At 61.8% G+C, this 25,549-nt stretch carries 26 protein-coding genes and 2 pseudogenes; 15 read left to right on the top strand and 13 right to left on the bottom strand.

Features of this window, described 5'->3' with window-relative positions; genetic code table 11:
- Nucleotides 1-39 precede the first annotated feature (39 nt).
- Nucleotides 40-1,011, top strand: coding sequence for a 3-methyl-2-oxobutanoate hydroxymethyltransferase (locus ACZ5U1_RS07910; RefSeq protein WP_464777933.1), 972 nt, complete (start codon nucleotides 40-42; stop codon nucleotides 1,009-1,011).
- Nucleotides 1,012-1,170: 159 nt separating this feature from the next.
- Here ACZ5U1_RS07910 and ACZ5U1_RS07915 read toward each other — a convergent pair whose 3' ends face one another.
- The 3 genes from ACZ5U1_RS07915 to ACZ5U1_RS07925 form a co-directional block, all read right to left on the bottom strand.
- Entirely contained in the window at nucleotides 1,171-1,854 is a 684-nt protein-coding gene (locus tag ACZ5U1_RS07915) for an RES family NAD+ phosphorylase (RefSeq protein ID WP_464777934.1), read from the bottom strand.
- Complete coding sequence (locus ACZ5U1_RS07920) at nucleotides 1,854-2,267, bottom strand: antitoxin Xre-like helix-turn-helix domain-containing protein (RefSeq protein WP_460989448.1); 414 nt, start codon at nucleotides 2,265-2,267, stop codon at nucleotides 1,854-1,856. The genes ACZ5U1_RS07915 and ACZ5U1_RS07920 overlap by 1 nt, the downstream gene beginning before the upstream one ends.
- Nucleotides 2,268-2,699: 432 nt before the next feature.
- Nucleotides 2,700-2,984: a hypothetical protein gene (locus ACZ5U1_RS07925; RefSeq protein WP_464777935.1), complete on the bottom strand. Its 285-nt coding sequence runs from the start codon at nucleotides 2,982-2,984 to the stop codon at nucleotides 2,700-2,702.
- Between the two features lie 103 nt (nucleotides 2,985-3,087).
- On the opposite strand from ACZ5U1_RS07925, the gene ACZ5U1_RS07930 reads away from it, so the two are divergent.
- The 13 genes from ACZ5U1_RS07930 (at nucleotide 3,088) to ACZ5U1_RS07990 (ending at nucleotide 15,369) form a co-directional block, all read left to right on the top strand.
- Nucleotides 3,088-3,294, top strand: coding sequence for a helix-turn-helix domain-containing protein (locus ACZ5U1_RS07930; protein ID WP_464777936.1), 207 nt, complete (start codon nucleotides 3,088-3,090; stop codon nucleotides 3,292-3,294).
- A gap of 311 nt (nucleotides 3,295-3,605) precedes the next feature.
- On the top strand, nucleotides 3,606-5,645 hold the full coding sequence (locus tag ACZ5U1_RS07935; protein WP_464777937.1) for a conjugal transfer protein TraG: 2,040 nt from the start codon (nucleotides 3,606-3,608) through the stop codon (nucleotides 5,643-5,645).
- 2 nt (nucleotides 5,646-5,647) lie between these two features.
- A complete protein-coding gene (locus ACZ5U1_RS07940; RefSeq protein WP_464777938.1) occupies nucleotides 5,648-6,061 on the top strand; it encodes a CopG family transcriptional regulator in 414 nt (137 codons plus the stop codon).
- On the top strand, nucleotides 6,058-7,053 hold the full coding sequence (trbB, locus tag ACZ5U1_RS07945; RefSeq protein WP_464777939.1) for a P-type conjugative transfer ATPase TrbB: 996 nt from the start codon (nucleotides 6,058-6,060) through the stop codon (nucleotides 7,051-7,053). Before ACZ5U1_RS07940 ends, trbB begins: the two co-directional genes overlap by 4 nt.
- Before the next feature lie 3 nt (nucleotides 7,054-7,056).
- On the top strand, nucleotides 7,057-7,392 hold the full coding sequence (locus tag ACZ5U1_RS07950) for a TrbC/VirB2 family type IV secretion system protein (protein ID WP_464777940.1): 336 nt from the start codon (nucleotides 7,057-7,059) through the stop codon (nucleotides 7,390-7,392).
- Complete coding sequence (locus ACZ5U1_RS07955) at nucleotides 7,389-7,673, top strand: VirB3 family type IV secretion system protein (RefSeq protein WP_464777941.1); 285 nt, start codon at nucleotides 7,389-7,391, stop codon at nucleotides 7,671-7,673. The genes ACZ5U1_RS07950 and ACZ5U1_RS07955 overlap by 4 nt, the downstream gene beginning before the upstream one ends.
- A complete protein-coding gene (gene trbE / locus ACZ5U1_RS07960; protein ID WP_464777942.1) occupies nucleotides 7,667-10,111 on the top strand; it encodes a conjugal transfer protein TrbE in 2,445 nt (814 codons plus the stop codon). Before ACZ5U1_RS07955 ends, trbE begins: the two co-directional genes overlap by 7 nt.
- On the top strand, nucleotides 10,111-10,854 hold the full coding sequence (gene trbJ / locus ACZ5U1_RS07965) for a P-type conjugative transfer protein TrbJ (RefSeq protein ID WP_464777943.1): 744 nt from the start codon (nucleotides 10,111-10,113) through the stop codon (nucleotides 10,852-10,854). The genes trbE and trbJ overlap by 1 nt, the downstream gene beginning before the upstream one ends.
- A 138-nt stretch (nucleotides 10,855-10,992) precedes the next feature.
- Nucleotides 10,993-12,294: a P-type conjugative transfer protein TrbL gene (trbL, locus tag ACZ5U1_RS07970; protein ID WP_464777944.1), complete on the top strand. Its 1,302-nt coding sequence runs from the start codon at nucleotides 10,993-10,995 to the stop codon at nucleotides 12,292-12,294.
- A 3-nt stretch (nucleotides 12,295-12,297) separates the two neighbouring features.
- Nucleotides 12,298-13,098 carry a conjugal transfer protein TrbF gene (gene trbF / locus ACZ5U1_RS07975; protein ID WP_464777945.1) on the top strand — a complete coding sequence of 267 codons (801 nt, stop codon included), beginning with the start codon at nucleotides 12,298-12,300 and terminating at the stop codon, nucleotides 13,096-13,098.
- Nucleotides 13,095-13,943: a P-type conjugative transfer protein TrbG gene (trbG, locus tag ACZ5U1_RS07980; RefSeq protein ID WP_464777946.1), complete on the top strand. Its 849-nt coding sequence runs from the start codon at nucleotides 13,095-13,097 to the stop codon at nucleotides 13,941-13,943. The genes trbF and trbG overlap by 4 nt, the downstream gene beginning before the upstream one ends.
- The gene (locus ACZ5U1_RS07985; protein WP_464777947.1) at nucleotides 13,940-15,136 is read left to right on the top strand and encodes a TraB/TrbI/VirB10 family type IV secretion system protein; all 1,197 of its coding nucleotides are present in this window, start codon (nucleotides 13,940-13,942) and stop codon (nucleotides 15,134-15,136) included. Before trbG ends, ACZ5U1_RS07985 begins: the two co-directional genes overlap by 4 nt.
- A 2-nt stretch (nucleotides 15,137-15,138) precedes the next feature.
- Complete coding sequence (locus tag ACZ5U1_RS07990) at nucleotides 15,139-15,369, top strand: DUF2274 domain-containing protein (protein ID WP_464777948.1); 231 nt, start codon at nucleotides 15,139-15,141, stop codon at nucleotides 15,367-15,369.
- A 536-nt stretch (nucleotides 15,370-15,905) separates the two neighbouring features.
- Here the strand turns inward: ACZ5U1_RS07990 and ACZ5U1_RS07995 are convergent.
- From ACZ5U1_RS07995 to ACZ5U1_RS08040, 10 genes and pseudogenes are all read right to left on the bottom strand, one after another.
- A pseudogene (locus ACZ5U1_RS07995) lies at nucleotides 15,906-16,714 on the bottom strand (IS630 family transposase); the annotation flags it as partial.
- 37 nt (nucleotides 16,715-16,751) lie between these two features.
- Nucleotides 16,752-18,305 (bottom strand): IS66 family transposase, encoded by a 1,554-nt coding sequence (gene tnpC / locus ACZ5U1_RS08000; RefSeq protein WP_464777949.1) that lies wholly within the window; start codon nucleotides 18,303-18,305, stop codon nucleotides 16,752-16,754.
- A 60-nt stretch (nucleotides 18,306-18,365) separates the two neighbouring features.
- Nucleotides 18,366-18,713, bottom strand: coding sequence for an IS66 family insertion sequence element accessory protein TnpB (gene tnpB, locus ACZ5U1_RS08005; protein ID WP_065847213.1), 348 nt, complete (start codon nucleotides 18,711-18,713; stop codon nucleotides 18,366-18,368).
- On the bottom strand, nucleotides 18,710-19,093 hold the full coding sequence (tnpA, locus tag ACZ5U1_RS08010) for an IS66-like element accessory protein TnpA (protein WP_464777950.1): 384 nt from the start codon (nucleotides 19,091-19,093) through the stop codon (nucleotides 18,710-18,712). The genes tnpB and tnpA overlap by 4 nt, the downstream gene beginning before the upstream one ends.
- A 141-nt stretch (nucleotides 19,094-19,234) precedes the next feature.
- Nucleotides 19,235-19,363, bottom strand: a pseudogene (locus ACZ5U1_RS08015) (IS630 family transposase); the annotation flags it as partial.
- Nucleotides 19,364-19,672: 309 nt separating this feature from the next.
- Nucleotides 19,673-20,314 (bottom strand): class I SAM-dependent methyltransferase, encoded by a 642-nt coding sequence (locus ACZ5U1_RS08020; protein WP_464777951.1) that lies wholly within the window; start codon nucleotides 20,312-20,314, stop codon nucleotides 19,673-19,675.
- Nucleotides 20,314-20,937: an NTP transferase domain-containing protein gene (locus tag ACZ5U1_RS08025; protein WP_464777952.1), complete on the bottom strand. Its 624-nt coding sequence runs from the start codon at nucleotides 20,935-20,937 to the stop codon at nucleotides 20,314-20,316. The genes ACZ5U1_RS08020 and ACZ5U1_RS08025 overlap by 1 nt, the downstream gene beginning before the upstream one ends.
- Before the next feature lie 32 nt (nucleotides 20,938-20,969).
- Nucleotides 20,970-21,575: an HAD family hydrolase gene (locus ACZ5U1_RS08030; protein ID WP_464777953.1), complete on the bottom strand. Its 606-nt coding sequence runs from the start codon at nucleotides 21,573-21,575 to the stop codon at nucleotides 20,970-20,972.
- Between the two features lie 20 nt (nucleotides 21,576-21,595).
- On the bottom strand, nucleotides 21,596-22,552 hold the full coding sequence (locus tag ACZ5U1_RS08035) for a hypothetical protein (protein ID WP_464777954.1): 957 nt from the start codon (nucleotides 22,550-22,552) through the stop codon (nucleotides 21,596-21,598).
- Nucleotides 22,545-23,684 (bottom strand): hypothetical protein, encoded by a 1,140-nt coding sequence (locus tag ACZ5U1_RS08040; RefSeq protein ID WP_464777955.1) that lies wholly within the window; start codon nucleotides 23,682-23,684, stop codon nucleotides 22,545-22,547. Before ACZ5U1_RS08040 ends, ACZ5U1_RS08035 begins: the two co-directional genes overlap by 8 nt.
- A 666-nt stretch (nucleotides 23,685-24,350) precedes the next feature.
- Here ACZ5U1_RS08040 and ACZ5U1_RS08045 point away from each other — a divergent pair.
- Entirely contained in the window at nucleotides 24,351-25,466 is a 1,116-nt protein-coding gene (locus ACZ5U1_RS08045) for an AGE family epimerase/isomerase (protein ID WP_464777956.1), read from the top strand.
- The last annotated feature ends 83 nt before the right edge of the window (nucleotides 25,467-25,549 follow it).

The raw sequence follows: 25,549 nt of genomic DNA on the forward strand, positions 1-25,549 counted from the left end.
AGTTCGCAACGCCCTGTGACGCGAACCGGCAATGTTGCCGTGATCTACAACAAGGACAATTTTCCGATGTTGATGTCGACACCTATCGAACTGGCCCTCGACGATGGACTGATCGTCCGTCGGCCGATCAAGCTTAACCTTTATCGCGACTATGAGGTAGAGGCGGTGGCGCAGGCATGGGAGGACAATCCGCTTCTCGAACTGGGCATACGGCTCGATTGTCTGATGGTGTCGGATTCCTACCTTATGACTCATCTCGGGCGCAACAGCACCAGGCTGGCCTGCGGGGAGCAGGCGCTGTTCCTTGAGATCATGACTGGACTGGTGAAGGAAGTCGCACATCGCGCGATGCAACTCTTTCCAGATAACAGGCCCTATATCGTTGGAGACATGCCGGACGGATCGGCCGCGAACGGCGAGATCGCCCTGCATAGCGCCGATAAAATGGTCAATGCTGGGGCCGATGTCATCAAGCTTGAAGTTCACTCCACCAGCGTTGTTACGACTATTAAACGGCTTGCCCGGGAAGGATTCCGGGTCATGGCCCATCTCGGCTACACCCCTCAGGGTGAGGGCAGCGGCAGGGTCGGCGGCTCACTTGAGGGCGCCCATGCCCTGTTCGCCTCGGCCAGGCAGATTCGCGACGCTGGGGCAGAGAGTATCGTGCTCGAAAAGGTAGACGAGTTCGTCCACCGTGCCCTCGTCGATCACCCCAAGGCGCTGCCAAGCTACGCGATCTTCAGCGGCAAATCGGAAAGAGGGGGGCAATCGCTCAACATATGGGATAGCGTATTCAAGCCCGATTTCCGCGCTCGCTATTTTCCACCGACGGCAAGAGATACCGCCGACTCATTCCCCGGGGCCTATTCGAGGCATATCATCAGCCGCCGCATCTCGGAGCTCTTGTCCCTCACGGCCGCCGGCGAATTCCCCCTCTCCCCGCCCACACCCCTTTCACAGGAGGATCTGCGGGCGTTGGCGGCCATCAACCCGTGGACTACGGAAGTCTGAACCGTTGATCTATCACGAAGGACCCCGCGGTGCTTTCACGTCGGGCAACGGCGCGTTCCGCTGCCAGCGTGGGGCCATCATTTTTCCAAAAAAAAAAGCTGGCACTTTTGACACGCCCCCACTGCCCCATCCTCGGCGCACACGGAGCGAAACACGAATTCAGGAAAACGCCTTCTTCTCGTAGACGGTGGCGATTTCCCGACCGTTCCAGACATAGCACAGGTGCCGTTCCTGTCGGCATTTGGTCAGGAGACGGGGACGGAACACGGCCGCACATTCGCCGCCGGCATAGCGCACGCTTTCATAAAGAATGCCATTTGATCCGATGTGGCGAAGCTCCAGCGCAAGCCCTTGGCTGGCGCCATAGCTGTCCAATGCATAGAATTCGGGCCGCGTCTCGCGAAGAGCGCGGATATCATGCAGCGACGCATCCAAGTCTACCGCATAAACGCGCATGTCGAGTTCCTGGGCGGGTTCCTTCGTGAACGTCATGAATCGCGCGCGGTGATACCTTGTCTCGGCGACTGCGGTCTCGACCGTCCGGGCAGCGTAGAAGGCTCCAAAGCTGCCATCGGAAAAACGGCTTCCATCCGGATTGAGATGGGTAAAGGCCGCCATGATCGCCGATGTGCCCGGCCCCGAAATCCGGTCTTCGGGCGGCACGAGGGTGAGATCGCCAACCTCCTCGCGCAAGCGGTCGTTGGTCATTGCCTCGATGAGATAAACCGCCTCAAGGTCTGCCGGGTCCGCGACGTCCTCGAACAGCGAGATGGGCGGAAATCGGCTGGCAACGATCCGGTAACAGGGCTTCCACCGAACCCGGCTGGTGGAAATATCCCCCATCAGCCGCGTTGCGCATCCACATATTGGCGCACGACATAGAGATCGGCGACATTGCCCGAGGTCATGCGCTCGATCGCCGGACGACCAGCGAATAACGGCGCCTCATTACGCTTGCGAATCCACGCATCGGCGGTGCGCGGCAGAAGGATCTTCAGCCCCTTATATATGCCCATGACATAGGAAATCCGCTCCAGCGCGTCCTTGGGAATGGCCGCGACCGCACCGCGCTTCCAGGCTTGGAGAGTCGAACGGTTGTCGAGCCCAAGAAGCTTCATCTGCTCGGCTTCATTGAGCCCCCACGCTTCGGCAATACGGAAAAACGTGCGTAGCGCAGGACCGGTAAGATCCTTGCGGCTGGGCGCCTTCGCACCCAGCGCAAGGCCACGACGGGGTGAATGAGCAATTGCGGCCATGGCCACCTCCTTCCTCCCCATATGTGCAATATATGCTCAAAAATCAATAAATGATCAGATAACGCTCCAAGCAGCCTTTTTCGGTCTCCACGGCACCAAAAAATGCACTCATGCAGGCGGCCATGCCAGCGAGGTCAACACTCCCTTGGGAAGCAATCCGGCGTAGAAGGACATGATCGTCGATACGCCATCGACGATCGCAGCATCGATGACTCCTCCGTTATCCGAACGCTCTCGCTGCAACATTGCCGCCAACCACCTATAACGATGAAGGCCGCCCCACCGCCGACGTCCCCAACCAGGTTAAGTGGCGGCCATGACGGTTGATCGCCGGGTCCCATGCGTGCAAGGGCTCCGGCTAAAGTCGGCCTTCAAGCCAGGGCCGTAGAGCGCGGTCGCGGCAAAGCCGAGAGGCACCGATGATTCAATCGTTCAAGGATCCAGGCAGGGACGACTAAAGGCCTCGATTGCCTGAGCCAGCCCCTCCCCGACAATCCAACGGGCACGCTCAAGATGCGAACGCCAGCAGGCTTCCGCCCCGACATCTGACACATCGAGGCCCATGATCGCGGCGGCTGCCTCATCCCAACTCATCTTTCGATCCGCTGCATCGAGCAACGCAGCGTACATGGCGAGGTGATTGCGGTCATACTCGCAGACCTCTGCCGCATACGGGACCTTCAACTCAGATGGAAAGAGCGTTGCTGCACCGGGCAAAACGCGAGGCCTCCGTTCGAAATTCCTCGATAAACCCGTCCCTTGTAACGAATAGGAACGATCGTTCCTAGAACTTTCGTTCCTGCCCCCTGACCCAATCGACATGGATTTGAAGGAAGTTCTCGCGACCAAATTGCGTGTACTGCGCCACGAACGTGGGCTGACGCAGGAAGACGTTGCAGAACTGACTGGCTTGAGCTCGCGATACATAGGGTCAATCGAACGTGCGCGGGTATCAGCGAGCGTCACGATCCTGGGAAGGCTGGCAAAAGCCTTGAAAGTCGATCCTTGCTTTTTGATAAAGCGCTGATCACCGCCGAAAATCTATTTTGAACCCTCATCGGCCACAGGTTAAAGGAGGCCATTTCGCGTCTCTCAAGTGGGGTGTGACCAGAAGTAATGCCCTACGAGTGAGGCTGGCTAATTATGGGCGAAACGTCCGCCCACGAGATATTTCGCATCATATATGGTGAAACACTTCCAGGTGCGCAGATTCATGCACAGAATTGTGACCCAAAAGTGTGCCTGACGGCACCAGCGCGTATCTGACGTTCAGTCCTTCCACCGCTCATGTTTGGCTCACCCGGCAGACGAATGAGTCGTTTGCCGGTGGAGGCCAACATGACCCCGACCAAGCTGCTAATCGGACAAATGATCGCCGTGCTTGCGATCATCTTGGCTGGCATCTGGGCAGCGACCCAATGGGCCGCAGCAAGCCTGCAGTATCAACCGGAACTCGGAGCTCCCTGGCTCACCCTGATGGACGTGCCGATCTACCAGCCATGGTCGATCTTCCCCTGGTGGTTTTCGTTTGATGCCTATGCGCCAGCCATTTTTGACGAGGCGGGCGCCATTGCTGCGGGCAGTGGATTGCTCGCCTGCGGCACAGCCATATTTGGCTCGGTCTGGCGCGCGCGCCAGTCAAGCAACGTCACCACTTATGGCTCGGCACGCTGGGCGACCCGCAGGGACGTGACCAAGGCAGAACTGCTCAGCAGACATGGGGTTACGCTTGGCCGCATCGACGGCGATGATCTCCGCCACGACGGCCCGGAGCATGTCATGGCATTCGCACCGACACGGTCGGGCAAGGGCGTGGGCCTCGTCGTGCCCACACTGCTCAGCTGGACCGGCTCGGCCATCGTCCACGATATCAAGGGGGAGAACTGGCAGCTGACTGCCGGCTGGCGCTCCCGCTTCTCGCACTGCCTGCTGTTCAATCCGACCGACGCCCGGTCGGCCCGCTATAATCCCCTGCTTGAGGTGCGACGCGGGGTGAACGAGGTCCGCGACGTCCAGAACATCGCCGACATCCTCGTCGATCCCGAAGGCGCGCTCGAGCGCCGCAACCATTGGGAAAAAACCAGCCACTCGCTGCTGGTAGGCGCGATCCTCCACGTCCTCTATGCCGAGGAGGAGAAGACCCTCGCCCGGGTTGCGACCTTTCTCTCCGATCCGCAGCGCAGCTTCGTCGCCACCCTGCGCCGGATGATGGCGACCAACCACCTCGGCACGCCTGATGAGCCGAAGGTGCACCCCGTCGTTGCATCGGCCGCCCGCGAATTGCTCAACAAGAGCGAGAATGAACGCTCGGGCGTGCTCTCGACCGCCATGTCATTTCTTGGCCTCTATCGCGATCCCACCGTCGCCGCAGTCACGGCTGCGTCGGACTGGCGGATCGCCGACCTGGTCGAAGCCCCGCATCCGGTCTCGCTCTACCTCGTCGTGCCGCCGTCCGACATCAGCCGCACCAAGCCGCTGGTCCGGCTGCTCCTCAACCAGATCGGCCGTCGCCTGACCGAGGAACTACACGGGGCGGCCGGCCAGAGTCGTGCCACCCGAGGTCGCCACAAGCTGCTGATGATGCTCGACGAGTTTCCGGCGCTCGGACGGCTGGACTTTTTCGAGACCAGCCTCGCCTTTCTCGCCGGCTATGGCGTGCGCGCCTTTCTCATCGCACAGAGCCTCAACCAGATCGAAAAGGCCTATGGCGAGCATAATGCCATCCTCGACAACTGCCATGTCCGTATTGCCTTCGCGACCAATGACGAACGCACCGCCAGGCGAATCTCGGATGCGCTCGGCACCGCGACCGAGCAGCGTGCCATGCGCAACTATGCCGGGCACCGCCTCGCGCCCTGGCTCGCCCATGTCATGGTCAGCCGCCAGGAAACCGCCCGGGCACTGCTGACGCCCGGCGAGGTGATGCAGCTCGCGCCCACCGACGAGCTCGTACTCATTTCGGGGCATCCCCCCATCCGCGCCAAAAAACTGCGCTATTATGAGGACCGCAGGTTCTCCGCCCGTGTCCTGCCGGCACCTAAGCTCGATGGCGGCAGCTATCGCGACCTTCCGGCGCGCCGCCCCGACGACTGGGCCGGCCAGGTCCGCGCTACCGACATGCGCCTCGCCGACGAGGCGGGCAGTAAGGAAGGCGCGGACAGCGGCGGCCTCGAACAGGCCCGCCACCCCGCGCATGAGATCGAGCCTGTCATCCTAACCGAGCCCGATGTTGCCGATCCCCTTGGCCTTGGCGAGGAGGATGGCGATCAGGCCGCCGAGCAGCGCGTGATGAACCGGGTCCAGGCGCCTGGTGCCGCACGCACGGTCTACGGCCTCGATGCGGCCTCCGGCCGTCCCGACCTCCAGCTGGAGTTCTGATCATGGGCCCAGCCAAGGACAAGATACGCCACCAGCTTTTCCTGCCCAAGCCGGTTTCGGATCGGCTGGAGGCCCTCGCCGCCAAGCCGGGCGCCACGAAGTCGGCGATCCTCGAGGACGCTGTCACCGGCTGGCTGAACAAGCGTGGAGCCTCGGAACTGGAGGATCGCTTTTCCATTCGTCTAGACCGGCTGACCCGGGCTATCGGGCGTGTCGAGCGCGACTCCAATGTCATCCTCGAGACGCTCGCCCTCTTCATCCGCTTCGAACTCGCGATCCAGACGCCACTTGCCGAGAATGACCATGCCGGCCGCGCCCTAGGCGCCAAGCGGTTCGAGGCGTTCGTGACCCAGGTGGGGCGTCAGGTCTCGACGGGCCGTCGAACGCTCGACGCTGCTCCCGAGGAGAGCCTATGAGCGCCCCGGCATCTTCCGCGGAACGCCGTCGGCGCATGCTGATCACGGCGCTCGGCGATGAGATCGGCGCGGCCATGCGCGACCCACAGGTGATCGAGATCATGGTCAACCCTGACGGGGCGTTGCGCCTGGACCGGCTCGGCGAGGGCCGGGTCGACAACGAGGTCCGCCTCGAGCCATCCCAGGTCGAGCGCATCATCCGGCTGGTGGCGAGCCACGCCCGCGCCGAGGTCCATGCCGAGCATCCCATCATCTCTGCGGAACTTCCGCCGCACGTCGAAGGTCGCGCGGGTGAACGTTTCGAGGGAGTACTCCCGCCGGTTGCCCAGGCGCCCTGCTTCTCGATCCGAAAGCCCGCCACCCGCCTCCATAGTCTCGATGACTATGTCGCCGACGGCCTGATGAGCGAGATGGAGGCCGACAGCCTGCGGGCCGCGGTCACCCAGCGCTTCAATATCCTGGTCGCGGGCGGCACCAGCTCGGGCAAGACCACGCTCGCCAATGCGCTGCTCGGCGAAATGGCCCCAGAGCGTTCGGGGCTCGACAGCCGCGTGATCCTGATCGAGGACACGCGCGAGCTGCAATGCCCGCTCCCCGACACGGTCGCGCTGCGCACCCGCCTGCCCCATGTCTCGATGACCGAGCTGGTCCGATCGACAATGCGCCTGCGCCCCGATCGCATCGTCGTGGGCGAGGTGCGCGGCCCCGAGGCGCTCGACATGCTCAAGGCCTGGAACACCGGCCATCCGGGCGGGATCGCGACCGTCCACGCCAACAGTGCGCTCGCCGCCCTCTACCGTATCGAACAGCTTTGCCAGGAGGCGGTGGTGACCGTCCCACGCCAGCTGATCGCCGAGGCCATCGACATCATCGTGTTCATCGCAGGCCGCGGCATCGATCGCCGCATTGCGACCATCGCCCGGGTCGCCGGGCTGGATCCCGACACCGGCGCCTACGCGCTCGCCCCCTTCCCTAGCCCCAAGGAGCCATGACCCATGACGACCATCTTTCCAGCTTCGCGCCGCCCGGCCTTGCTCGCCGCCGCCGCGATCGGCGTCACCCTTGCCATCGCCACCCGGGCCCAGGCCGCAGGCTCGGGCATGCCATGGGAGGAGCCGCTACAGCAGGTACTGGAATCGGTGCAGGGGCCGGTCGCCAAGATCGTCGCGGTGATCATCATCATCGTGACCGGCCTCACCCTTGCGTTCGGAGAGACCGCCGGGGGGTTCCGCCGCCTCATCCAGATCGTCTTCGGCCTGTCGATCGCGTTCGCGGCATCGAGCTTCTTCCTTTCCTTCTTCAGCTTTGGCGGCGGAGCGCTGATCTCGTGACGGGCCAACGTCATTCGGCGCCCGAACATATCGAGGGCTTCGAAGTGCCGATCCACGGGTCGCTTGGCTCGCCGCTGCTTCTGGGCGGCGCGCCACGAGGGCTTGCGATCGTCAACGGCACGCTGGCAGCGGCCATCGGCCTTGGACTCCAGCAATGGCTGGCGGGGCTCCTGCTGTGGGCGGTCGGGCACAGCGTCGCCGTCATGGCCGCGCGTCGCGATCCCGATTTCGCGCCCGTCCTGCTGCGCCACATCCGCCAGAAGGGATATCTTGCATGCTGAGTCTCAAGGAATATCGCAACCGCGCTGATCGTCTTGCCGACCATCTCCCCTGGGCGGCGCTGGTCGCACCGGGAGTGGTGCTGGGCAAGGACGGCAGCTTTTGCCGTGTGCTCGCCTTCCGCGGCCCCGACCTTGAGTCCGCGAACGAGGCCGAACTGGTCGCAGCCTGCGCGCGGGCGAATAATGCGCTGAAGCGTTTTGGCAGTGGCTGGGCGCTGTTCTTCGAGGCCGAGCGGCGCGAGGCGCAGGCCTATCCCGACAGCCGCTTTCCCGACGCGGCAAGCTGGCTGGTGGACCAGGAAAGGCGCGCGGCGTTCGAGGCCGAGGGCGCACATTTCGAGAGCCACTATCATCTCACCCTGACCTGGCTGCCCCCGGCCGATGCCACGGATCGTGCCGTCACTGCCCTGATCGATCGCCCCGACGGCAACGATGGCAGGGACTGGCGCGCGACACTGGAAAACTTCATCGCCGAGACGACCCGCCTCCTCGACCTGCTCGGCGGCTTCATGGCAGAGGTGCGCGCGCTCGACGATGAAGAGACGCTGACCTTCCTCCATGGCACCATCTCCGACCGCCGCCATAGGGTGGCCGTATCCGAGACACCCATGTATTTGGACGGCCTGCTCGCCGATACGCCGCTGGTGGGCGGGCTCGAGCCGCGCCTCGGCGAACTGCACCTGCGCACGCTCACCATCCTCGGATTTCCGAACCTCAGCCATCCCGGCATTCTTGATGCCCTCAACCACCAGGATTTCGCCTATCGCTGGGTCACGCGCTTCATCCCGCTCGACAAGACCCTGGCGACGAGGACGCTGACGAAGCTGCGCCGCCAGTGGTTCAACAAACGCAAGTCCGTGACCGCGCTGCTGCGCGAGGTGCTGTACAACCAGCCGACCCAGCTGCTCGACAGCGACGCAGACAACAAGGTGGTCGATGCCGACCAGGCGCTCCAGGCGCTGGGCGGCGATCATGTCGCCTTCGGCTATCTCACCACGACGATCACCGTGGCCGATAAAGACCGGGCAAAGCTCGAAGACAAGGTGCGCGCGGTCGAGCGGATCGTAAATGGCCTGGGCTTCACCTGCATTCGGGAGAGCGTGAATGCGCTCGAAGCCTGGCTTTCATCGCTGCCGGGCCACACTTACGCCAATGTCCGGCAGCCGCTGGTCCATACGCTCAATCTCGCGCACCTCATGCCCCTGTCGTCGGTATGGGCGGGGCCGGTGCGCAACGACCATCTTGACGGGCCACCGTTGTTGATCGTGAAGACCGCCGGCTCGACCCCGTTCCGGCTTTCCACCCATGTCGGCGATGTCGGCCACATGATGGTGGTCGGCCCGACGGGCGCGGGCAAATCGGTCCTGCTGAGCCTCATCGCGCTCCAGTTCCGCCGCTATGCCCAAGCCCAGGTCTATATCTTCGACAAAGGCAATAGCGCCCGCGCGGCGGTGCTGGCGATGGGCGGCGCGCATCACGCGCTCGGCAGCGCCGGGACGGGCGGCGGCGAACTGGCTTTCCAGCCGCTGGCCGGCATCGACGATCATGCCGAGCGGAGCTGGGCAGCGGAATGGATCGCCGCGCTGCTTAGCGGAGAGAATGTACCGGTCACGCCCGAGGTGAAGGAGGCAGTCTGGACGGCGCTCGGCAGCCTCGCCTCGGCACCGCGCGAGGAGCGGACCATGACCGGGCTCGCCCTGCTGCTCCAGTCGAACGCGCTGCGCACCGCTCTCCAGCCCTACACGCTTGAAGGACCGCACGGCCGGTTGCTCGATGCCGCCGAACAGCATCTGGCGCTCGGCGACCTGCAATGTTTCGAGACGGAGGCACTGATGGGCATGGGCTCGGCGGTCGCGCCCGTGCTGACCTATCTCTTCCACAGGCTTGAGGAGCGGTTCGATGGACGGCCGACGCTTCTCATCCTCGACGAGGCCTGGATCTTCCTCGACCATCCGCTCTTTTCCGCGCGCATCCGTGAATGGCTCAAAGTGCTGCGCAAAAAAAATGTCGCAGTGCTATTTGCAACGCAGAGCCTCGCCGACATTGCCGGCTCGGCCATTGCACCAGCGATTATCGAGAGCTGCCCGCAGCGCATCCTGCTCCCCAACGATCGCGTGATCGAGCCGCAGGGACATGAGGTCTACGCGCGCTTTGGCCTCAACGACCGGCAGATCGAATTGATCGCACGGGCAACGCCCAAGCGGCACTATTACCTCCAGTCCGCGCGCGGCAACCGGCTGTTCGAGCTTGGCCTGGGGCCCCTCGCCCTCGCGTTGTGCGGCTCGTCCGACCCAGCAGCGCAGGCCCGGATCGACGCCATTATCACCGAACAAGGGTCCGAGCGGTTCGCGCAAGCCTTCCTGCGCGACGCTGGCCTCGACTGGGCCGCCGAACTCGCCGCCACCTTTCCCGCCCACGAACCCCAAGGAGACAATTGATGCCCATCCTCACGACGAAGCATTTGGTTGCAGCCGTTCTCGGATTGGGTGCAGGCGGCGCACTTGGCATCTCGATGATAATGCCGGCGACGCCCGCGAAAGCGATCACCGTCTTCGATCCCAGCAATTATGCGCAGAACATCCTGACTGCCGCCCGGACCCTGCAGCAGGTCAACCAGCAGATCCAGCAACTCCAGAATGAAGCGCAGATGCTGGTGAACATGGGCAAGAATCTGAGCCGCATCGACTTCCCGCAACTGGGCGCCCTTCGCCAGAAGCTCGCCGAGATCGACAGGCTCATGGGCCGGGCGCAGGCGATTGACTTCCGGGTCGACCAGCTTGACGACAAGTTCCAGTCGCTCTTCCCCCAGGACTTCTCGTCGGCACTGCGCAGCGACGCCCGGGTCCGCGATGCGCGGGCGCGCCTCAATGCCAGCATGGGCGCGTTCCGGCAGACGATGGCGGTGCAGGCGCAGGTCGTCGAGAATATCCAGGCCGACAGCGAGGCGCTTGGCCAAATCGTCGCGCGCAGCCAGGGCGCGAAAGGTTCGCTTGCAGCGCAACAGGCAACCAACCAGCTGCTCGCGCTTACCGCCAAGCAGCAGTTCCAGCTCCAGCACATGATGGCCGCCCAGTTCCGCAGCGAAGCAGTCGAGCAGGCGCGACGCGCGACGCAGGCGACCGAGGCACGCGCTGCCACCAAGACGTTCCTCGGTTCCGGATCGGCCTACACGCCCGACTAAACCCCTCGGGCCATTGGCCCGGTCCGGTGACCAGCGATCGGCGGCTCGCCCTCTCGCCGCCGGTCGCCGTCGCGGGGCGCGGCTCTCCTCCCAAGCCGTGCCCCGCGACACCTCCACAGCCAACAGGAAGGCAGCCCCTTGAACGACCTCAATGTCATCGACCGCTTCCTGGCTGCGTTCATCACCTATATCGACAGCGGGTTCGGCCTGCTGGGACCCGATGTCGGGTTCCTGACGGCAACGCTGATCGGCATCGACATCACGCTTGCCGGGCTGTTCTGGGCGATGGGCGGCGAGGACAATGTCATCGGCCGCTTCCTCAAGAAAATCCTCTATGTCGGCGCATTCGCGTTCATCCTGAACAGCTTTTCGAGCCTTGCCGACATCATCTTCCGTTCGTTCGCGCAGGCCGGACTGACCGCCGGGGGCGGCATGCTCTCGGCCGACGACCTGCTGAAGCCCGGGCGGCTCGCGGGCACTGGCTTCGCGGCAGCCTGGCCGCTTCTGGACCAAGCGAGCGAGATGGTCGGGTTCACGACCTTCTTCGATAATTTCCTCACCATCATGGTGCTGCTGTTCGCCTGGGCGCTGGTGATAATCGCCTTCTTCATCCTCGCCGTGCAGATGTTCGTCTGCATCCTCGAGTTCAAGCTGACGAGCCTTGCGGGTTTCATCCTCGTACCGTTCGCGCTCTGGAACCGGACCAGCTTCCTCGCCGAGCGGGTGCTGGGCAATGTGGTGAGCTCCGGCATCAAGGTGATGATGCTCGCCGTCATCGTCGGTATCGGCTCCAGCTTCTTCACCGAGTTCACCAACGCGCTCCAGGGCCAGGAACCCGATGTCGGCCAGGCCATGAGCCTGGTGCTCGCCAGCCTCTCGTTGCTGGGGCTCGGCATCTTTGGGCCGTCGGTTGCCTCAGGGCTCGTATCGGGCGCGCCGCAGCTAGGCGCCGGCGCCGCCATTGGCACGGCCATGGGTGCGGGAGGTATGGCGATGATGGCTGGCGGCGCAATCGCTGGCGGAGCGCGCCTCGCCGGCGGCGGAGGGCTTGGCGCCGTGCGCTCCGGCACGGCAATGGGCTCGGTCGCCTCCACCGCCTACCAGCTGGGCCAGGAACAAGCGGGCAAGTCTACGATCGGCGCTGGCCTCTCCGGCGTGGCACAGGCAGCGGGCAATGCGGCGCGCGCCCGCGCCAGCAGCGCGCTCGGCCTTGGCGAAGCCGCGTCGAGCGGGCGGCAGGCGGCTTGGAATGCGCTCATTGACAAGAACTCTCCGTCGCCAGCGAGCGGCGGCGGGGAGACTGGCGCGCCAGCCTGGGCGGTCGCGATGCGCAGCGAGCAGACCAGTCGCCATCGCCGCCAGCTTGCCGTCCACGCCATCAGCCAGGGCGACCGCGGCGGCGGCTCCGCCATGCCCGACATCAAGGAAAGGAACGACTAAGCCATGTTCTTCAAGCGAAGCATGCAGCGCTATGGGCGCACCCCGCCACCCGAGACGCCCTACCAGCGCGCGGGCCAGCTTTGGGACGAGCGGATCGGATCGGCTCGCGTCCAGGCGCGGGGCTGGCGGCTGATGGCGTTTGGATGCCTCTTCCTGACTGCGGGCACCTTGGCGGCGCTTGCCTGGCAGTCGCTGCAGAGCCGGATCGTCCCCTATGTCGTCGAGGTCGACCGGCTCGGCGAGGCTCGCGCGGTACAGGCGGCCGATGTCGATTATCGGCCGACCGATCCACAGGTCGCATGGCACCTTGCCCGTTTCATCACCAACATCCGCTCGGTGTCGCTCGATCCCGTGCTGATGCGGCGGGACTGGCTCGCGGCCTATGATTTTGCGACAAAGCGCGGCGCCCAGTTTCTCGGCGAATATGCGCGCGCGGCCTCCCCCTTCGCCCGGGTCGGTGAGCGAACCGTGTCGGTCCAGGTCACCAGCGTCGTGCGTGCCTCCGACAAGTCGTTCCAGGTCAAATGGACCGAGACTGCTTTCGAGAGTGGCGCGCGATCTGGGACGAGCCGCTGGACCGCGATCCTGACGATCGCGACCAAGGCGCCCGCCAATGCCGACGTGCTGCGAAGGAACCCGCTCGGCATCTACATCGATGCGATCGACTGGAGCCGCGAACTCGACGGCGACACCGCTCCTTCGCCGGCGGCCGAAGTAGCCCAGCCCAGCCGATCCCCCGGTTCCCCATCCGTACCAGCGCTGGCGGGAGCCGCCATCCAGAACAGCCAAGAGTTCCAGCCATGAAGACCTGCTCTATCCTCCTGTCCGCTATTATCCTTGCAACCTTCCAGGCCGATGCGCAGACGGCCTCGTCACCCCTACGCAGCGTCGCCTCGGCCAATCGCAAAGCAACGGCTGAACCGGCAGCCTATGGCTTTATCAATGCGATCCAGGTCTTTCCCTTCGTCGACGGCGCTATCTTCCAGGCCTATACGGCACCAGGATTGGTCACAGACATCGCGTTGCAGCCTGGCGAGACCCTGGTCGCGGTCGCCTCTGGCGACACGACGCGCTGGGTGATCGGCGATACTACCTCCGGAGGAGAGGGCAGCGGCGACAAGGAGGCCAAGCGCACGCACATCCTTGTGAAGCCCTTCTCCGCCGGGCTGACGACCAACCTCGTCATCACGACTAATCGGCGGACTTATCACCTGCGCCTTGCGAGCACCGCGGCGACGGCGATGGCAGGCATAAGCTGGACCTATCCGCAGGACGACCTCATCGCCCTGAAGCGGCAGGCGGAAGCCGCGCGCGCTGCTGCCCCCTTGGCATCCGGCCTCGACATAGCTGCGTTGAACTTCGACTATGCAATCTCGGGCGACCGGCCGCCCTGGCGGCCATTGCGCGCCTTCGATGATGGCCGCCAGACCTATATCGAGTTCCCGCCCGCGCTGGCTCAGGGCGATGCGCCGCCGCTCTTCGTCCTCGGTTCGAACGGCAAGGCTGAACTCGTCAACTACCGGCTGCGCGAGCGTTATTACATCGTCGATCGGCTGTTCGGCATAGCGGAACTGCGGCTCGGCCTAAAGAAGCAGGAGATCGTGCGGATCACCAGACTAGGTGGCCAGAAGCATCGGAGGGGGGCATGACAACCGCCGACACGTCTGTCCAGCCGGATCCGCCCCAGCCCAAGGTCGATCCTGAAACTCTGGTCCTGCGGGCGCGACCGATGAAAGCGATCCGCTTCCGCCGCGGCGCCATCATAGGCATAGCGGCCTTGGGGTCCGCCAGCCTGATGGGCATCGCGTGGCTGGCGCTTAAGCCCCAGGTCTTCCTGCAAGTGGCCCACGAGAGCGAGCTTTCCAAGCCGTCGGCTAACCCCGGCGATGCGCTGTCCGGCGTGCCAGCAGAATATGGCGATGTTCCAAGGCTTGGGCCGCCGCTGCCGGGGGATCTCGGGCGACCCATCCTGCGCGCCCAGCAACAGCAACTGGAAGCCGAGGGCACATCGGGCAGACATGGATCGAGCGCAGACGCTGCGGAAGCCGAAAGGCTGGCGAAGCTCGCAGAACTGAAAGCAGCTCGGGAGTCCGGCATTCTCGTCCAGACAAAAACGGTGGACCGCGCGGCCGAGGCTCCGGCGATCTCGACTGCCGCCGTTGCGCCGGATGCCGGGACGTCGCCAGCCCCGCAGGATCGAAAGCCGGCGTTCGCGGAACGGCCCGCCACTGGCAGCGACCTGAACACATCCAGCTTGGCACCGCCAGCATCACCCTATCTTCTCGCAGCGGGGAGCGTCATTCCCGCAAGCCTGATCACTGGGCTCAACTCCGATCTACCCGGACTTGTAACAGCTCAAATAACGCAGAATGTATTCGACAGCGTGAGCGGCCAAATCCTGCTTATCCCGCAGGGTGCGCGCCTTGTGGGAAAATATGACAGCGTCGTCGCCTTCGGCCAGCGACGCGCGCTTGTTATCTGGCAGCGGCTCATGCTGCCGGATGGAAGTTCGCTCCGCCTCGATAATTTTCCGGCGACGGACGCTGCTGGATATGCGGGACTTGCCGACAAGGTCGACTTTCACAGCTGGTCGCTGCTCAAGGGCGTGGCGATCGCAACCCTTCTTGGCGTTGGCTCGGAACTGACGATCGATGGCGAGAGCGACCTTGTCGAGGCGATCCGTGAGTCGACCCAGCAGAGCGTGTCGCGCGCCGGCGATCAGATCACATCACGCAACCTCGACATCCAGCCGACGATCACGGTGCGGCCCGGAACGCCGGTGCGCCTGCTGGTCAGCCGCGATCTCATCCTCGCGCCCTGGCGCGGGTCCACAGGAGGATAGGCGTGACAGAGCTGAAACTCGCCAAGTTGCCCGACAGGACTCCGGTGAAGCTGGCGATCACCATCACGCCGGACCTGCTCAATGCTCTGCGCGACTATGCGACGATCTACGCCCAAGCCTATGGCACGGAGGAACCGGTCGTCGAACTCATCCCCGCAATGCTGGTTGCATTTCTGGAGAGCGACCGGAACTTCGTCCGAGCCCGCGACGCCCGGCTGCGGGACAAGGCATGAAAGACAAGATGGTAACTCAACGTAGCGGAAGGTCGCAGCCTCTTGATCGCACGTCCCGGCAAAAGCACTCACCTCCGCACATCGGCCGTGATATCAAGATCGCCTCAGACCATCCAGCGCATCATCCCGCTGTAAGCTCGGAGAATGATCTTTTAACCCCGAGCGACATCCTCTCACGCCTCAGCATGACGAGTTCAGAGCCGGCGAAATGGATGCGACGGACGTTTGAGAAGCATCAAGTACCCTACGTTCACCTATGTGGCCAAGTCCGCGCGACGGAGGCGCAATATCAGTTGCTATTGGAAAGGGTGAGCTGTTTCCCTTCGGCCGAAGCCGGGCAACCTGCATCCACTACCTTCAAGGTTGGCTTGCGGAAGGCGACAAGCGCGGACGCATCAAGGCGTTCGGTTCACGAACGTGTGACGCAGATGCTGCGTCAAACTGATGGAGGAACCTAAGCAAGATGCGGAATCGTCCGCCGGTATGCCGCCACCGCCCGTCGCGGGCATCGCCGACGCCATTAGAGCGGTTTTCGATCAGTCTGGATCATAGCCGCACGAGCTGAAGTAGTTGGCACATTCGGCGGGCTGGAAGATGTCCACGAGCCTGCCGATGAGGCCCCACAGGCCGCTGACGGTGCGCTCACCTGCTTTTCGGAGCATGGCCTTGAGGCGAGAGAAGGCCTTCTCGATCGGGTTGAAGTCGGGGCTGTAGGGCGGCAGGAAGCGCAGCGCTGCCCCTGCCGCCTCGATCCGGTCGCGGACAGCGGGGCGCTTATGGCTCGACAGATTGTCCATGATGACGACGTCGCCAGGCCGCAGCTCCGGTACGAGAACCTGCGCGACATAGGCTTCGAACCAGTCACCGTTGATCGGACCGTCCAGCACCATCGGTGCGACCATGCCGCTCATGCGGAGGCCCGCGACCAGCGTGGTGGTCTTGCGATGGCCATGCGGGTATCCCATCCGCAACCGCTCGCCTCTGGCACAACGGCCGTGACTGCGGGCCATGTTGGTGGCGGTCCACGTCTCGTCGATAAACACCAAGCGTTCCGGCTCCAGATCGACCTGGTTCTCGAACCAGTCGTGGCGCTGCCTCAGGACGTCGGGGCGGTCTTGCTCGATGGCATGCCCAGTCTTTTTTTGCGCGTCATGCCTCGTCGGGCGAAGAAGCGGTGCAGCCCGGCAACCGACACCGTCAGGCCCGCTTCGGCCAAGGCAATGCGCAGTTCTTCGAGCGAGATGTCCTTGCGCGCCTCCCACAAGGCCAGGATATCGGCGGCTCGCTCCTCCACTCGGCGGGATCGCATGTCGCCGCCTTGCGGCTTGGGAGCGAAGGCGCCGGTTTCCAGACGCTGGTAAGCGTGGGCTGGAGGCCGCAGATCAGGCGGCTTCGGCGATCGGTTGCTGATCTGGCCGCCAGTTCCAGGGCAGGAGTTCATCCCAGCGGGCAGCAGGCCAGTCGCCAGCGATCTTGGCGATGACATCTGCGATATAAGTCTGCGGTTCGAGGCCATTGAGCTTTGCGGTTTCGATGACGGAGTAGATGGCCGCCGCCCGATCGCCGCCCGCCTTTGAGCCGGCGAACAGCCAGTTTTTACGGCCCAGGGCCACGCACCGCATGGCACGCTCCGCGATGTTGTTATCGATCTCCAGACGCCCATCATCGAGGAAGCGCGTGAGCGCCACCCAGCGCTTGCGACCATAGGCTATCGCTTTCGCCATCTCGGACTTGGGCGAGAGGCGGCGCAGGGCATCATCAATTGCTTGCCGCAGATCATCGATCAACGGCTTAGTGCGGTCGTGCCGGCTTCGTCGGCGGATCTCGGGTTGCTGGCCTCGAACCTCTGCCTCAATCTCATAGAGTTGGCCGATACGTTCCAGCAGGTCGGTGGTGAGCGGCGTCGGCTTGGAGGCGTGGATGTCGAATATCTTCCGCCGGAAATGCGCCCAGCAAGCAACCTCGGTGACGCGGTTGGTGTTGTAGAGCTTGTCATAACCGGCATAGCCGTCGGCCTGGAGATAGCCCGTGAAGTTGGCCAGCTGCCGCTGGGGATGCGCACCGGTGCGATCGGTGGTGAACTCATACCAGACCAGCGGCGGGGTCGTGGCGCCAGAACCCCGATCGTCGATGGCATACGCCCAAAGCCTACCGGTCGCCGTCTTGCCCCGCCCCGGATCAAGCATGGGAACCGGCGTATCGTCGGTATGAATCTTCGAGGCGGTGAGGCCGACCTCTCGGATACGACTGATGATCGGGTCGAGCAGCACGGATGCCTGTCCCACCCAGCCTGCGAGCGTCGAGCGGTCGATCTCGATGCCCTGTGCCGCCATGATCTCGGCCTGCCGGTACAGCGGCAGATGATGATCGAACTTGGAGACGACGACGTGAGCCAGCGTGCCGAAGGTCGCCTTGCCCCGGGCAATGGCTTTTACCGGCGCGGGCGCCTGCACGATCTTCTCGCAGGACCGGCAGCTATACTTGGGCCGGATGGTCCGAACGACACGCCATTGCACTGGCACGGCATCGAGCATCTCGTCGCTATCCTGCCCCAGAGGCCGCAGCGCTCCGCCGCAATCTGGACAGGTGCAACTGCCCTGTTCGGGCTCGATCCGCTGTTCCTCCCGCGGCAGATGAGCGGGTAGCGCACGAACAGGCGACGGCCGATCAACCTCTGCCGGATCGGCCCGACGCGCGGCGGCGACGATCGCCTCGCCTTCGAGTTCTTCAAGGGCCAGCTCAAGCTGTGCGATCTGGGTATCGAGCTTCTCGGACGACTTGCCGAACTGCATCCGCTTGAGGCGCGCGATCTGCACGCGCAGCGTGTCGATCAAGATGTCGCGGGCAGAAATATCGGCGTGGGCGGCCGCCAAAGCAGCTTCGAGCTCGGCGATCCGAGCGTCTTTGTCAGCGGTGGAAAGGCCTGCGTCCGACACTGCGATCCTATAGCGGATCAGGGGCTGCAATGCCAGAAAAAGTGCCGGAAAATGGGCGCTTTATCCCGCGAGCGAAGGGGTAAAAGTGCGCTCCGGCCGTCGCCAGTCAATGCCTTCCAATAACATGGAAAGCTGGGCCGCGGTCATCACCACCGACCCGGTCTTGGTCGATGGCCACACGAACCGGCCACGGTCCATCCGTTTGGAGAAAAGGCACATGCCCTGACCGTCATACCAGAGCAGCTTCACCAGATCACCGCGCTTCCCTCGAAAGGCGAACAGCGCACCGGAATGCGGGCTCTGCTCCAGAACCTGCTGCGCCATCACGGCCAGGCCGTCAAAGCCCTTGCGCATGTCCGTCGCCCCGCAGGCCAGGAATATCCGCGTTGAGGGCGGCAGCGGGATCATTGCGTCAGAACGCCGATTACCCGCGACAGGGCATCGGCATCTACCGTGGCGTCCACACTCACCCTGATGCCCGACGGCAGCTCGATGCCGATCACGCCGACGCTGCGCGCCGCGACCGCCGGCGCAGGCAAGGCTAGCTGGTCGCAGATCTGCACCTCCGCAAAGGCAGGCTCGATCGGCTTGCGCACCCCGGCAAGCTCGCCAGACATTGCCTGTCGCCGCCATGTGTAGATCGATCCGCTGCCGACATCATGACGTTCACAGGCCGAGCGCACGCAACCCTCGGGGCCAAATGCATCCCGCAGGACGGCCAGCTTCTGCTCCACCGTCCACCGCCGCCGACCCGACACCCGGCTAACGATCTCTATCCGACTACTCATACGACCGCTCGTATGAGTAGTCGCTGCACCGCTCGCTGAATCCTCGATCTCGTCCGACACCAGCCACCCCGTTCAAAGAGCGGCAATCATCCCGGCGAACGGGCGCGGCGCAAGGCGGCCGTCAGACCCCGCTTACAGACGCTGCGCCTGCCAGCGAATGGCTGTCGATGGCGCAACCCCAAAGCGCGCCGCCGCTCCTCGGCAACTCAGCCCGCCATCAATCGCCGCCAGAAGCCGCGTGCGCAAATCCATCGACAGAGGGTGACCCATCCATGCCGGCCTCCTTCACCAGCACAGATTCTGAATCACAAATCAGACCGGAGGGAAATCCCTCATCGATTCAAAACGGTCGAAAACCGCTCTAAATGTTGGCTGTGAAAGCGAGGAATAAACCGACCTCGAATATTTTTCGCACCCGCAATTTCAATTGGGTGCAGTCAATGTCTTCCAAGAACATTGTCAGCGCTCATTTTGGCTTTCGTATGAGTATCAAGCGTTAAACTCGCGGAATGGCACTGTGGCACCCGTGACAAAGCCGTTCGCCCCACGTTTGTCCCCATGCCGATGTTAAGATTCAATTTAGCGCTTGGAGCACAGGAAGGCGTAAAAATGGGTATTTGACCAGCGGTTATATTCAGCAGGATAGGGATCTATCCGCGTCACGGAGAATTGGGTTCCAAGACGGTCCATTTCTTCGCTGACGCATGGATATATGGCCGCATAGTCCATAGCTAAATCCTGCGAAAAGGCGTCAACGAGAACATCCTGCGCGATACCAAATTGACTTTTGACAATCAGCGTGCCGCCCGGGGGAAGCATTCGCCACAAGTTACTATACATCTGCATCCGATCGTCAGCATCGGGTATGGAGTTGATAACGCCAAATAGAAGGATGACATCAAACAGCCTATCCCCCTTATAGGTAGTTGCGTCTGCAACTTCGGTACTGAGATTGCGTCGTTTATCTGCAAAGTCGACCATTCCCGGATATTTGTCGACAGCATGAACATGGACCGTTGCTCGAGCAGCAATTGCATTCGCAAGCGCGCACGTACCGCACCCTAGATCGAGTACCGTTGAGCCATCGGTAAGATGCGGTTCGATCAACGCCAGATCGTAGAGTGTGAACTCAGGGTGGAAGCGCGCGGCTTCCACCGCTGACTGACGCGACCGTGCCTCCCAAAAACGATCGATCTTTGCACTATCGATCTTACTACTCATCACGAATTCTCCCAAGCGTCACGATATTGCTGCATCCAAATCAGCGCACGTTCATAGTCGTCGATGGTATCCACCTCTGTGGCGCGCACTTCAATCACAGGCAGCGGCAGCAAGGGCTCCAGCATGTGATAGACGTGCCCCTCAGCTCGCCCCTCATCATTCGCTCGACGAAGTTGTTCAGCGGATACTCTGGCTAGGCCGGACCATTCCGCTGTTCCCCTTTCCATCGAAAAGGCAGTAACCATTGCACCGAGCTTATCACCAGATGTTTCAACCATTACAGGCTGCGAACTAGAAATGGGAAGACAGCCAACAAGCGCCGTGTCTGCATCAAGGAAATTTCCGAAATCCTGAGGTACCACAAGCAAGTCGCCGTCGAGGGAGACGATATCCCCCTGCACTCCCAAGGCAGCAAGGCACAAGCTCTTTGCTGTCCCTGTGGTCTGATAGGCATGATTGAAAACGAAGGTGATGTCGCGCCTAGCGGCAAGCGCGCATTCTATCACTTGGTCTGCTTGGTGCCCCACGACTACCCGGACATCCTTTACTTCGCGCAGCATGGCGAGTTGCCAGTGCAGCAGAGGTTTGCCACAGATATCGATCAACGCTTTGGTCATACCCATGCCCAGTCTGGTCGCCATGCCTGCGCAACTGATCACAACTGTCGGAGAAAGCGGCACAGGGCGGCTCCATCGTAAATCGCGTGGGTTGCGGCTCTCAGCAGCGACTGCGCAGGTGGATGAACGCCGCCAAAGGCAACAGCGACATCCGCGGCCTCCAGCATGCCTAGATCATTATGGCCATCACCGATAGCGGCAAATGGCCGAGGGATTGTCCGCGCTGCAACGCGCTTATCGACGATGCTCGTTAGATCGGCGATCCGATCATCCCTCACGAGCGCAGATGATGAAATGAGCTTCGCGCCAAGACGGACGCAAAGCGCCCCGACCCAAACGTCGAGGTTACCGGTAACGATGTAGCAACGGTCGGCATTCTGTTGAAGGAAAGTAACGATATGCGGATCGGTGTCCACGCTCTCCACAATCTTGCGCACAGCCGAAACAGGGATGTTCTGTAAGAGCTTTACCCTCTCCTGAAAGCTATAGGCGAACGGTATCCGCCCCGCCATTGTAAGTTCCGTAAGCTTTGCGATTTCATCACGCAGCCCAACGGCTTCCGCAATTCTGGGCAGCAATTCTTCGGATGTGATCGTACCATCCAGATCGAAAGCGAAGTGCCACTTGCTCTCCTCTTTTCCCATATCGGCGTCACTCCACTGTTTCATAACGCCTCAACAATAGAGGCCGCCTTATCGAAATCGAATGGTGCAATGACAGACGAAGTCCGCGATGGAATCCGTTCAGGATGGTCACGCCAACACGAAAGCAGCGCCCAGGCCTGATCAGGAGCATGAACCGCCACCTCAGGGACAGCTTGCCAATGGTCACGAAGATACCATGATTCGACTGAGCCGTCGTCTATGCACAGGGTCGGCAATCCCTTTAATGCCGCCTCGGCGCAGATTGACGAAAGTCCATTCGATACCACAACATGCGATTGGTTAATGAGCGCACTGGACTGAATCGAAGCATCAAATACCTGGCATCCGGCGTCTACGGCCAAGCGGATCATCACCTCAGTGCCTGGGAAAGCGGGCGCCTTGAACAACGGACGCAAGGCGAAAAGGTCGCTGTAAACTTCCTCGAACAGCCCGGCTGGGCGCGCAAGCCAGGCCCCAATCTCCGAGGGCAGCCAAGCAATCTGCAAAGGAGTTCGAGCGATTTCACAGGGGATGTTCCGTGCAGCTTTTATCCACCCGACAGCCTCGCAGCGGACATAGGTCGAGAGATACCACCAGCTGTCCGACGGCATCAATATTGCGTCGAACAGCGTCAACCCAGCGACCTCCGACGCTTTGATCGGAGACAGCAGATCATGAGGCACGAAGTAGCTGCGATGGGGCTGCAACAGCTCCTGCAACTCAGGCACGTTCAGGACATCCAGTTCGGTGCCGTAATATACATTATAGTGATGCCCGTTCATGTACGGATGTTGCGAGCTGAGCAGAATACGCCGCTTCGCCTGCAGCGCTTCCGCCAAGGCAGCACGCCAACCCGGACGCACCATGTCGATCTCAATGCAGTGCCTTCCTCGCTTCCTGAGAAAGTCCGCCAACGGCGCGAGCGAATATTCGCTGCCTACCCCAGCGAAAACATAGCAGGTGCCAACTTCAACCATGCGCGTCACCCCCAATGGGGCATGCGGTCAAAGATTTGCTTGCGAATAGCCAGGCAATCTCACCCTTGCCCAGCAGCATGGGCGCAGCGGCCCCATAATCGTCGGCTATGCAATCGAGTCCTTCCAGCATGATTGAAGATGAAGCGATTAAGCGGCTACGGCGATGACCGTCAGACGAACTCGCGAGGGAATGGACGCGGGTGAATCCTGATGCGTGGAGGGCCGACCTCGCGGCGCGCGGTGTTGTGTCACCGAGCGTCGGTTGCTGCATGAAATCGGCTGGCGGAACCAACGTAGTGCCATCTTCGGCGAGCAGATGCATATCGACCAAGCCGAAACTCATGCGTCGAACATCAGGCGATAGAGCGAGTGCGGGGATGTTTGCCCGCCAGGAAATGGAAATCCGAGGTGCGTCTGCAACAAACGGAACTGTGATCCAGTCCGATGGCGCAGCGGCAACGACGCATTGCCCGCCCATGTCAATTATTAATTCGCCAGCAGCTTCCGGCCGTGCCATCGTATGAAACTTTAGTGCCAGCGCGCGACCTGACGGGCGGAGCAGACAAATTTCAGCCTCGATTTGCGATCGCTCGCTATTAGTCCATATCCAGACATTCGTATCGGAACTTTCCACCCATGAATGGCCCGATATCCAACGGCAAGCAGCAAGAAGGGGCAATCCCTCAACGGGCAAGACAATCCGGTCCCGAACTCTATTAGCCAAAGCGGAGAGATGACCAGCATCGCTAACGATCGCTTCACCCCAAGCCGCGTCGCTGACTACGAGAACGTCGCAAGGGGGAAGGCACGTGGCAAGAGCCGAAGGATCAATGCACCGCCAACCGCTTGGCAGATCGCGAGGCGCCGAAACTACTTCAGCAACCGACCCAGAACTGAAAATTCCAACAATGCGCGCTCCTGACAGAAGCGGCGCTAAAGCCGAGGCGAACGTCCCTGCAATCACCACATCTTTGCCAGCGGAAAACTCGGCCAAGGCGGCTAGCGGCAGAGAGCGGGCCGTTGCCTCTTCGTCTCGCCGGCCCAACTTCTGGTCAAAATGCAGCACTTTGTTGAATTTACCTTTTTTGTTCTTTAAGGTCTTGTCATCGCATTCCGATGCAAAATATGTCAACCAAGACTTAGCGCCCGACGCCAGCGGCATGCCACGACATCAGAATAAAACAATGCCAGAATCCATCAACCGACCGGCGAAAACACGTACGACAGCTGCTGGCAACTGACATCAGCAATATCCTTCCGAACTCGAAATCAGCTAACCTCGATATAGTTTTAGTCGCAAGAAACCTGAGATCTCCAATTTCTGGTTCAGCAGAGATAAATCTAGTTTAAGATCAATTCTGCCATCTTTGTTTATCTATCGAGGGTTAACCAGTGGATCGAGCGGAACGAGGAATCCGTTTTAGGAACTCCCATCCTCTCAGTACTGTGCGACGATGCAGCATACGAGAGGGTTTCGAGATCGAGGCACTGTATCTTAACGAAGCGGTGGCTGGTGGCAATCGTCACAGCACCCGGCTCGCCACAGACACAAGCTCGCCGTTAAAAGGGATCCGCAGCTTTCCCGGCGAATCGAGCTAGTACAACGTTCGCCTCTGCGGGACCCAACAGAGGTCGGCTGCGGCCCAGCCAGCGCGGACCGATCCAGGACCCTTTAAAGGATCAATATCTCAAGGCTCTGCAATCACAAATCAAGTCCTAGACATTCTGGACTCAAGACGGCATGACCGGCCCGCTTGTGGGGCCTGCCCGACATTGCATGATATCATTGGGGAACTTCATGGCCTTACAGCACGCCCAGCAAGACGCACGAACATGGCTGTTTGAGGTAGCGGCACCGTTCTGGGCGACTCAGGGCGTGCATGCCGACGGTATGTTCGTGGAGGCTTTTTCCCGCGCAGGCAGACCTTTGGACAATTTCCGGCGCCTGATGGTGCAAGCGCGACAGATATACAGCTTCTGCGAAATCGGTCGGTTAGGATGGAGCGGACCCTGGCGCGAGACCGTCGCACGCGCGGTGGATCATCTCGTGAACAAAGGCATTTCCAGCAGTGGTGAATTTGTTCATGCGTTCGACGCGAGCGGCGCCGTTGCGGACGATCGACCGGATCTTTACAATCAGGCGTTCGGTCTCTTCGCGCTCGCCCATGCCGCCGAAGCGCTGGAGCGGAAGGAGCTTTTCGAGCTCGCAGAACGGGTATTGGACAGGCTGGAAGATCGTTGGGGTCGGCTGCAGGGCGGATATTGGGAGGGGGATATCACCCCCTGCCCGCCATTCCGGCAGAACCCTCACATGCATCTGTTTGAAGCGGGTCTTGCCCACTACAACTACACTGGCAATCCGCGGTGGAAGGAATTCGCTACTCGGATAGCGGTGATGTTCAAGGGACGCTTTCAGGACAGCGCTTCCGGCGCCGTGACGGAGTATTTCGATGAGAACTGGAAGCCCCTGCCGCCGGTCGAAGGCATCATCGTGGAGCCGGGTCATTGTTTGGAATGGGCTTGGCTTTTTGAGGTCGCCTTCGCCCCTATTCACTGCACGACCACGGCCGAACAACTGTTAGGCTTTGCCCGGAAATGGGGCATCTGCGATCAACGGAACCTCGCCATAAATCAAGTCAGCCTGAGCGGAGAGGTGATTGATGGACGTGCCCGGCTCTGGCCGCAGACCGAACGGCTAAAGTCCGCTGTGGCCCGCCATCGCCGGACTGCGATGGAAGCAGACGAGCAGGAGATCGTGGCTGCCTATGCCGGGTTGACCCACTACTTCGACAAGGATCGCCCGGCGATTTGGTATGACAAGATGGATGAGGCCGGACGGCCGCTCGACGAACCGGCACCGGCCAGTTCCTTCTACCATATCGTGTGTGGCATCTCTGAGCTTTTGAAAGCCTGAGCTCATTGCTCTCAACCTTCGGTGTGATGAGCCGCGTCAGGGGGCTTTCTTAATGGAATGACCCTGCCCCATGACCAAGCAGC

The organism is Sphingobium sp. TomTYG72 (assembly GCF_055394715.1).

Bases quoted from the DNA above. Each gene is read 5' to 3' on its own strand.
- ACZ5U1_RS07915 (WP_464777934.1), bottom strand. From the start codon at position 1,854: ATGGGGGATATTTCCACCAGCCGGGTTCGGTGGAAGCCCTGTTACCGG.
- ACZ5U1_RS07920 (WP_460989448.1), bottom strand. From the start codon at position 2,267: ATGGCCGCAATTGCTCATTCACCCCGTCGTGGCCTTGCGCTGGGTGCG.
- ACZ5U1_RS07930 (WP_464777936.1), top strand. From the start codon at position 3,088: ATGGATTTGAAGGAAGTTCTCGCGACCAAATTGCGTGTACTGCGCCAC.
- ACZ5U1_RS07935 (WP_464777937.1), top strand. From the start codon at position 3,606: ATGACCCCGACCAAGCTGCTAATCGGACAAATGATCGCCGTGCTTGCG.
- ACZ5U1_RS07940 (WP_464777938.1), top strand. From the start codon at position 5,648: ATGGGCCCAGCCAAGGACAAGATACGCCACCAGCTTTTCCTGCCCAAG.
- trbB (WP_464777939.1), top strand. From the start codon at position 6,058: ATGAGCGCCCCGGCATCTTCCGCGGAACGCCGTCGGCGCATGCTGATC.
- ACZ5U1_RS07950 (WP_464777940.1), top strand. From the start codon at position 7,057: ATGACGACCATCTTTCCAGCTTCGCGCCGCCCGGCCTTGCTCGCCGCC.
- trbE (WP_464777942.1), top strand. From the start codon at position 7,667: ATGCTGAGTCTCAAGGAATATCGCAACCGCGCTGATCGTCTTGCCGAC.
- trbJ (WP_464777943.1), top strand. From the start codon at position 10,111: ATGCCCATCCTCACGACGAAGCATTTGGTTGCAGCCGTTCTCGGATTG.
- trbF (WP_464777945.1), top strand. From the start codon at position 12,298: ATGTTCTTCAAGCGAAGCATGCAGCGCTATGGGCGCACCCCGCCACCC.
- trbG (WP_464777946.1), top strand. From the start codon at position 13,095: ATGAAGACCTGCTCTATCCTCCTGTCCGCTATTATCCTTGCAACCTTC.
- ACZ5U1_RS07985 (WP_464777947.1), top strand. From the start codon at position 13,940: ATGACAACCGCCGACACGTCTGTCCAGCCGGATCCGCCCCAGCCCAAG.
- tnpB (WP_065847213.1), bottom strand. From the start codon at position 18,713: ATGATCCCGCTGCCGCCCTCAACGCGGATATTCCTGGCCTGCGGGGCG.
- tnpA (WP_464777950.1), bottom strand. From the start codon at position 19,093: ATGAGTAGTCGGATAGAGATCGTTAGCCGGGTGTCGGGTCGGCGGCGG.
- ACZ5U1_RS08020 (WP_464777951.1), bottom strand. From the start codon at position 20,314: ATGAGTAGTAAGATCGATAGTGCAAAGATCGATCGTTTTTGGGAGGCA.
- ACZ5U1_RS08025 (WP_464777952.1), bottom strand. From the start codon at position 20,937: ATGGGTATGACCAAAGCGTTGATCGATATCTGTGGCAAACCTCTGCTG.
- ACZ5U1_RS08030 (WP_464777953.1), bottom strand. From the start codon at position 21,575: ATGGGAAAAGAGGAGAGCAAGTGGCACTTCGCTTTCGATCTGGATGGT.
- ACZ5U1_RS08035 (WP_464777954.1), bottom strand. From the start codon at position 22,552: ATGGTTGAAGTTGGCACCTGCTATGTTTTCGCTGGGGTAGGCAGCGAA.
- ACZ5U1_RS08045 (WP_464777956.1), top strand. From the start codon at position 24,351: ATGGCCTTACAGCACGCCCAGCAAGACGCACGAACATGGCTGTTTGAG.